This is a genomic window from candidate division KSB1 bacterium, from assembly GCA_034506335.1.
In the GTDB taxonomy this organism is placed as follows: domain Bacteria; phylum Zhuqueibacterota; class Zhuqueibacteria; order JANLFK01; family Oleimicrobiaceae; genus Oleimicrobium.
This window is the reverse complement of sequence record JAPDPR010000022.1, coordinates 40,929-48,945: the sequence shown is the minus strand read 5'-3', so window position 1 is coordinate 48,945 and position 8,017 is coordinate 40,929. Positions and strand designations below refer to the sequence as shown.

The window sequence follows — 8,017 nt, the reverse complement described above, 5'->3', positions numbered from 1 at the left end:
AACCGGCAGGCGCCCTACATAGAGGTCAGGCAGTACGTCGTCGCCGCTGACGCACGCAAAATAGTTGTCGCTGGACAGCACGCCCCAGGTCGTGGTGTACTCCAGCATCGTGGGCACATAGGTGCGCACCTTCCACCGGCGGGCCACCTCCTTGTCGTACCCATAGGTGCAGTCACCCACGAGCAGGACGTAGGTGAGCCGGGGAGGCGCCCAGTTGGAGTAGGCGTACTGAAGGAAACGCCTGATTGCCGCGGGATCCATGCTCCCGTTGCCGAATTCGTCGTACACATCCTCTACGTCCACTACCATGGGCACGAAGCCTTGAGCCCGGCGGTGATCGGCAAGGCGACTGGCCTCCTGCACAAAGTCTGCATGGGTTATGATCAAGTAGTCCGCGCGATTTGCCGGATCGCGAAGCGCGGAGGGAGTATCTCGGACAATGGCAACGGGCGAAAGGAAGCCGTCAGAAGGAACGAAATAGTATGTGGTAGTAACCGAGGCCGCGTCCTGAAAGGTGACCCGGTAGCCACTTCCTTCCTCTTGCCAGAGTGCGTTGGTGAACCTCCTGCCCAAGGCGTCGATAATGAGAACGTCGGGGCGCATAAAGCCGGAGACCGTGTATTCTACAACCTCACCTGAACGGCCCTGCTCGCGCCGCAGTTCGAGCTTGTTCCCAGATGCCTCCAGGCGGCGATCGTAGACTACCTCCACCCAATCCAGCAGCACCAGGTCCAGATCGCCTGCCCCCGTATCGCCGGGCAACTCGAAAGTGAGCACGTTATCGCCGTCGTTGAGAAGGGACCCAGGCACCGCAGCGTTGTCCATCAAGTAGGCAGCCTGGCCGTCCCATTTCACGTCGCCCACCACGTAGCCATTGAGCTTCACAGTGACGTGGTGGTCAGGATTGGCGTAAGACGGGTAGGTCAGACCACGCATCATCACTCTGACGCGCACTAGGCCTGAGCCCGCCGGCTTTTCGAGGCGCAGGACAAGATCTTGAGGTGCACCGGGCTGGAGTTGTTTCCAGAACCAATGGTCCGCAGTCGCATCCGCCACCAACAACAGACGTTCAAAAAGTTGGTCCTCTTCGAAATGGGTGGTGTGGCGTGCGCTGGAGGGACGAACCGGATCGGCCGCATAGAGTCCGCCATCCACCTCAACCATATGCGCCCCAGAGCCCTCGCCCAGGGCAAGCCAGTAGGCATTGGCCGGGGTGTAGGGCGAAAAGTAGGTATAGTCCCCCCGATTGAATTCGCCGTAGAACCGGATGGCATCCTCGGGGTCGAACGAGCCGTCGCGCGCACCCGTCACCCAGACCGGCACGGAGCGCCCCTTGTTGCTCAGGCTGATGGCGCGGGGGTCCAGTCCTCTGAGGACTGCGCCTGCCCGTTCCAAGTCGCGGCCCCTAACCTCGTAAAAGCCGTCTTTTTCCACGACGATCTTAAACACTTGAGCAGACCGGGTTGATCGCGAACTTTTGACCACCGCCTCGGCCGTGGGCACCCTGCGCCATTGCCGGGCTTGCGCGTAATTGGCTAGGTTCGAGCGGAAGAAGGGCTCGAAGGCAGACTCCTCAGCGCCCGCCTCTGCACCAACGCCATGTGCTGCCTGCTGCTGTTCGAACCGCACCGCAACCCTGACGAGGCGCGCCACCTGCGCTTTGCCGGTGGCCTGATTCACTCGCACGGGGAAGAAGAGCACCTGTGCCACGCGCTGTTCTCGCACAAAGCCCACCTCACCCAAGGCGGCAAATTCCTGAGGATACCACCCTGCCGTGGCCACTTTTTCTCCTTGCTCGGGCTCGACCGGCAGGTTCCACATTCCCTGCTCCCTGTAGTCAACGTGGAGCACCTGCAGGGACACCGGTGCCTCGGGGGGAACGCCCACCATCGTGCCTGTCACCGGCAGCACGGGCCTTCCTGGTTGGGACAGTGTGCCACAGCCGTCAAGGTACAGCGTCACCTGCTCATGCTCCCCTTCCAGCGGGATCACCTGGAGAGAATCGACCCTTAACTCCAGGACAACGCTTGTTTGATCTGTGCCCACCACTTGCACCCCTGCTTGCACTCCTAACCCCAGCAAGGCCCACACTGCTCCCATCACGGTCGCTCTGTGCCAGAAGGTGACTGCTTTCATTCCACTTTCCGCTCCGTATTTCATAGCCTCGTGTACCGCTGCAATGCGACGAACGCTCTTTGCTCTGGTTGTCCTGTCGTCCTACATGTCAAATCCAGTAGATGAGCGCCGCAGCCATCACTGCCCAGCTCACGATACTCACCAGCAGCGGCGGGTCTCCGAAGAGAAGCACCTCGGGGTTACCCCCACCGTTCTGCAAGTGAACAAGGTAGAGGTAACGAAAGATGCCAAAGACGACCAACGGCACCGTGTACACCAGGTTCGCGTGCCCGAACTCCGCCACTGTCCGCGGGGAAAGGGTGTACAGAGTATAGCTCATCACCGCTGAGGTCGCGGCCAGGATGATGAATTGGTCCAGCAGCGCCGGGCTGTAAGAAGTAAGGGACTGGCGGTGCGCGGTAGCGTCGGCCCCCAGCGCCGTCAGTTCGTGGCGCCGCTTGCATAGGGCAACAAAGAGCGCGAGAAATGTGGTACAGACCACAAGCCATTGGGAGATCGCCACATCAACGACTACCGCCCCTGCCACGGCCCGAAGCACAAAGCCTACGGCGATGACCAGGACATCCAAAGGGGCAACCCGCTTCAAGAATGCCGAGTACAGGTTCATCAACACGAAGTACCCTATGGCAATGCCCGCGAATCGGCCCCCGAGCGGAATGGCTCCTGTTATGCCCACCGTACTCATCACACCTGCGGTGGTGAGGGCTAACGTAGGACTCAGACGCCCACTTGCTACCGGGCGCGAGCGCTTGTGTGGATGCCGTCGGTCTTGGTCAGCGTCGATGACGTCGTTGAACAAATACACGGCACTGGACAGAAAACAAAAGACCGCGAAAGCCAGACAGGCCCGCATGAGCAGAGGGGCCGAACCCAGGTTCAGCGAGAACATGACGCCAGCAAAAAGCAACAGATTCTTGCTCCACTGCCTGGGTCGTATCGCCACTAACAGAGCAGAGGCCGTTCCTCGGCTCCAGGTTCTTACCCGCGGCTGTACAGGCGTCACAGTCGTTAATCTTTGAGCGCTCATCTTTCCTCCACACGTCCGACGCTTTTTTCTCGCTTGCCGCATGTTAGCTGCGCACACCACTCACGCGCACGGGTAACCGCATATGCCGCGAAGGTCATGAGGAACAGATCCAATGGCAACCGCAAGCGGACAATTGAAATGTAGACCGCATGGGCAACGTTGAAACAGACAAAAAGGCAGAGAAAGGCAAGGTTTCTTTCGGGCGCATTGGCCCAGGAGACCGCCAGACCAACTATCGCCAAAACCAAAATGGGGCCATACGTTACAATACTCGCCAGTTTGGAGAAACCTTCGTGCTGCTTGAAACCCGAAGATGGCACCGGATAGAGGCGCCAGAACGCAATGGCTTTGCTTGCTGTGAGCCCGAGGAAGCGCGAAGGCTGGCGGCGAATGAACTGCAAACCGGAGGCATAATAGACCCGATCGCGCTCCACTTCTGAACGAGCACCCTCCAGCTTTGCAGTCAGCTCCGGCGTAAGTGGTACTTCGTTGCCGGTGTCCGCAGTAGCACCTGGGTTATTCCCCAGCCAGAAGTTCCGCCCTCCGTTGGTGGCCAAGGTGAACGCACCAAGGCGGACCTGGTTTCTGGCCATCCACGGCAGGATCAGGAGCGCGGCGACTGCCAATGCCACACCTGGCATCCACACCGGCACGCGTCGCCGCACGCCGGGTACCCAGATGTACCAAGCCAAAAAGAAAGGAAATGCCGCTACTGTGTTTGGTCGGGTGAGGACCAGAGCGCCCAACAACGCCCCGACTATCACAAACTTTGCCGTCGCTGGCCGTTCGCATGCCGCGATGAACAGATAGACTCCACAGGCCATCAACAAGACGGACAAGGCTTCAGAGTACAGGACTCCTGAAATGTAAATGTAGTACGGGTAGAGGGCACACATGCCCGCTGCAACTCTTGCTACCTCCTTGGTGAAGAGATGCCTGCCAAGCAAGTAGACCACGCACACCAGGGCAGTGGTGAGCAGCGACTGAACCAGGCGAACGACGACCAGATTGGGCCCAAAGACCGAGTAGAGCAGCGCGAGAAAGGCTGGATATCCCACCGGCCGGTACGCGGTGAACTCCCCCTCTGGCGTCACGTAGCCCTTGCCCGAAGCTAGCGCCTTGGCAAGATGGTCGTAGGCCCCTTCGTCGATGGGCCAATACAACCTGGGCTCCAAGGTGGCCACAAATGTGACCCGGGCAAGCAGGCCGAATGCGCAAATCAGAAGCAGGACACGGTCCCTGAGGAGTAGGTCAACGATTCGCCGCATGGAAGAATACGCCTCCTCCGTAGGTTCCTGCAAAGACGCCCATGGACGTGGCCAGAACAGCCCGCACATTCTCACACCTCAAGCCATCGTTCATCGTCATCCAAGAGGCGCCGCCATTGCTGCTCTGCATCACACCGCGGTCAGTCGCCACGTAAAGGCGGAGGTGATCTGCCCTATCGATAGCTACCTGGCGTACCCGCCTCCAGTCGAGGCCCACGTCGGCCAACCTCCAGGTCTCACCGCCGTCCTCACTCTTATGAAGGTCCACTACCCCAGTGGCTGCATATAGCACCTTGGTGTCGACAGGGTCAAACGCGATGTCCCAGGGCGCGTCGTAAGCTCCTTCAGTGAGGTGGAGCCCAGTATTCTTCGGCTGCCACGCTTGTCCGCCATCCTCGCTCTTGAGCACACCGTGGTACTCAACCCCCACGAAGAGTACCTGGGCCTCAGTGGGGTGCACGGCCATGCCCCGCACATTGCCATACGGAAAGCATAGCACCCAATGCTGTCCCCTGTCGACGCTTGTGAACATGCCATCAGTGGTGGCTGCGTAGATACGCGTGCTGTCGTGGCTGTCAAATGCCACGGCGGTGACGCGCGGGCTGCGCAGGCCGTTGCTCCTCGCCGCCCAGCTCTGCCCTCCATCTTCGCTGAAGAACACACCTTTGCCCCATGTGCCGCACAGCACCTCTCCTCGCCGAAACGGGGAAAGGGCAATAGCTGAAATGTCCATACTGGTTATGCCCTCCCCAGAAGCCTTCCAGGAGTGCCCCCCATCGCCGCTGCGAAACACTCCCCCAAAAGTTCCGACAAAAAGCACCTTTTCGTCGAAGGGGTCTACGGCCAGACATTGCACGTAAAGGCTTCCCAGCCCTACATTTCTTGGTAACCACCCGTCCGGCTCGGGTGAGACAGGGTCCTTCGTGCACCCTTCGGCCAGCATCGCAGCAAGCAGCGCGATCAATACCCATCTGCAGTATGGAGGAATCATGTCGCTCACCTCACTTCGAACGGCTGAAACCTCGGTCGCCCTCATTGGCGTCCGCAGGTGGATGCATACCGGCGAAGACATGGCGGTAGGCTCGAAGCAGGTTCGGACTGCTGTGTTCCCACGAGAGCCGCTCCACGACGCGTCGATAGCCTATCCGCCCCATTCTCTCGCGCAATTTGCGATTGAGCAGCAGAGACCTGACCTTGAGCGCAAAGTCGCGCTCGTCGTTGGCACGCGCATAAACTGCGGCATCGCCGGCTGAACGCCTGTGTTCCTTCAAGTCGAAGGCGACAATCGGCTTGCCAAACGCCATGTACTCGAGTATCTTGTTCATAGTTGAGCGGTCAGACCACTCGGTTTTCGGATCCGGATCTACACAGAGATCTGCGGTGGACAGGTAACGGCAAAGGTCAAGATCGGAGACCCTCCCGGTGAATCTGACCATCCCGTCGAGTTCCAGGGATTTTGCCAAAGTGCGCAACGCGGGCAAAGCCGGGCCGCCCCCCATGATGACGAAGAGCACATCGCTCATGCCCATCTCCATGCGCAGGAGGTGGGCGGCGCGCAGGAGATAGTCCACGCCGTCCTGGGGGCACATCTCCCCAAGGTAGGCCACCAGGTAGCGCCGTCCCTCTTTCAAAGCCGGCTCGGCAGGCATAAGACGGAGCCGGGCGAAATCGGGGCCGCTTCGCACCACATAGACATTACCCTCTGGCACACGTCCGCGCACCATGGCGATTTCTTTGTGCGATTCGTTGGTGGCCAGTACCACGTCCGCCGTCCTGAAGGTCATTCGCTCCAAGAGCAGGAGAATCTTGTGAAGCACACCATGTCCCTGCGGGAACTTGGCTCGAAACATTTCTGGCGAAAGGTCGTGATGGTCAAATACAAACCTTTTTCCCCCAAGTTTGTAGAGTGCCGCCAAGGCGAAAAAAGTATCTGGCGGGTTGCACGCGTGAATGACGTCGAAACCTTCCTTGAGGGCCACTGCCACCGACAGGACCGCAGTTGCGAGCCAGCAGTAGAGGAACTCCAGGAAGTAACTCACCACGCCGTGGGCCCCTGTGGGCACCCAGTAGCGATACAGAGCCACCCCTTCCAGCACCGTATGGGTTGGCTCCCCCCTCTCCCGGGGCGAGATTACGCTGACTCTGTACCCCTCCCGCTGCAGGGTAGTCGCTTCTAACCATACCCGGCGGTCAAGTGGCACCGGAAGGTTCTGAACGATAATGAGAACGCGCTTACCAGCAGAGGCCTTCATAAGAGGTTTCCTTCAACTCACCGTTCAAGGCCAGGCCCACAAGGTCGACGATTGTCTGCGAAGGGCGTGCGTGCCGCAGGGCCCGACGGTGTTCCTCAGCTTCATTCCCCACCACGATCACCTCCGACTCCGCCACCACTTCGTCTGGGGACTCCCGCATCAAGCGCGCGATGTGAGGTATCTCGCGCTCAATGTACTCCTTGTTGGAGCCCACCAAATTGGCCAGAGACACGTTGCGGTCGAAGATGGAGACCTCGTACCCTTTGCCGATAAGGTGCTCGATAGTAGTCACCACCGGGCTTTCGCGCAGGTCGTCGGTACCGGCCTTGAAGCTCATGCCCAAAAACCCTATGCGCCTCTTACCCAGGCGTCGGATCTCATCGATGGCGTACTCGATGTGCCTGCGGTTGCTCTCCATCGCCGCGGCCAGAAGTGGCACCTCCACGTCCAGCTCCTTGGCTCGGTAGGTGATGGCGCGCAAGTCCTTGGGCAGACAGGAGCCCCCAAAGGCGAAGCCCGGGCGCAGGTAGGTGGCGGAAATATTGAGCTTGGTGTCCTGCACAAAGATGCTCATAACCCTGCGACTGTCGATACCAAGACGTTTGCAAAGCCGGCCAATCTCATTGGCGAAGGCCACTTTGATGGCGTGAAAAGCGTTGTCAGCATACTTGACCATCGATGCGGTCTCGATGTCCACACGAAACAAAGGGGCGGGGAGATGCTTGTACAGCTCCACCAGAGGTTCGCCACTGCGCTTGTCGAACTCGCCGATTACCGTCTTTGGTGGGTTCCGAAAGTCGTGCACCGCGCTGCCTTCCCGCAAGAACTCAGGGTTGACGCAAAAGCCAAAGCCCTGGCCCGGCTCCTTGCCCGAAGAGGCCACTAGTGCGGGCAGGGCAACCTGGCGAGCGATGCCTGGAAGGATGGTGCTGCGGATAGCCACCACATGGTACCCCACTTTGTAGCGGAGGGCGCCGCCAATCTCGCTGCAGACGCGGCCGATGTGCTTGAAATCCAGGCTGCCATTCCCGTTGCTCGGTGTCCCCACACAGACAAAGGAGATGTCAGAGTGAATCACCGCATCAAGGGCGTCTGTGGTTGCCCGCAACCTCCCTTCGGCCACCGCCTTGCGAATGATCTCGTCTATGTCCTTTTCGACGATGGGGGACCGTCCCGCGTTGATCAGGTCCACCTTCAAGCGATTCTTGTCCACACCCACGACCGCGTGCCCATCTTCGGCAAAACAGCCGGCCGACACACACCCCACATAGCCGAGGCCAAACACGCTGATCCGCATACCCACACCTCCTCACATCCGCATCCCAATTGCCACG

The 8,017-nt window shown here is 59.6% G+C and carries 6 protein-coding genes; all 6 read right to left on the bottom strand.

Annotated elements, in window-relative coordinates; genetic code table 11:
* On the bottom strand, positions 1–2,136 hold a 2,136-nt coding region (locus ONB25_08345), incomplete at its 3' end, for a C25 family cysteine peptidase (protein ID MDZ7392887.1).
* An 88-nt stretch (positions 2,137–2,224) separates the two neighbouring features.
* Positions 2,225–3,163: a decaprenyl-phosphate phosphoribosyltransferase gene (locus ONB25_08340; GenBank protein ID MDZ7392886.1), complete on the bottom strand. Its 939-nt coding sequence runs from the start codon at positions 3,161–3,163 to the stop codon at positions 2,225–2,227.
* Positions 3,160–4,431 carry a glycosyltransferase family 39 protein gene (locus ONB25_08335; GenBank protein MDZ7392885.1) on the bottom strand — a complete coding sequence of 424 codons (1,272 nt, stop codon included), beginning with the start codon at positions 4,429–4,431 and terminating at the stop codon, positions 3,160–3,162. The genes ONB25_08340 and ONB25_08335 overlap by 4 nt, the downstream gene beginning before the upstream one ends.
* On the bottom strand, positions 4,415–5,422 hold the full coding sequence (locus tag ONB25_08330) for a hypothetical protein (GenBank protein MDZ7392884.1): 1,008 nt from the start codon (positions 5,420–5,422) through the stop codon (positions 4,415–4,417). The genes ONB25_08335 and ONB25_08330 overlap by 17 nt, the downstream gene beginning before the upstream one ends.
* A gap of 10 nt (positions 5,423–5,432) precedes the next feature.
* A complete protein-coding gene (locus ONB25_08325; protein ID MDZ7392883.1) occupies positions 5,433–6,683 on the bottom strand; it encodes a glycosyltransferase family 4 protein in 1,251 nt (416 codons plus the stop codon).
* Positions 6,664–7,980: a nucleotide sugar dehydrogenase gene (locus ONB25_08320; GenBank protein ID MDZ7392882.1), complete on the bottom strand. Its 1,317-nt coding sequence runs from the start codon at positions 7,978–7,980 to the stop codon at positions 6,664–6,666. The genes ONB25_08325 and ONB25_08320 overlap by 20 nt, the downstream gene beginning before the upstream one ends.
* Positions 7,981–8,017: the final 37 nt, after the last annotated feature.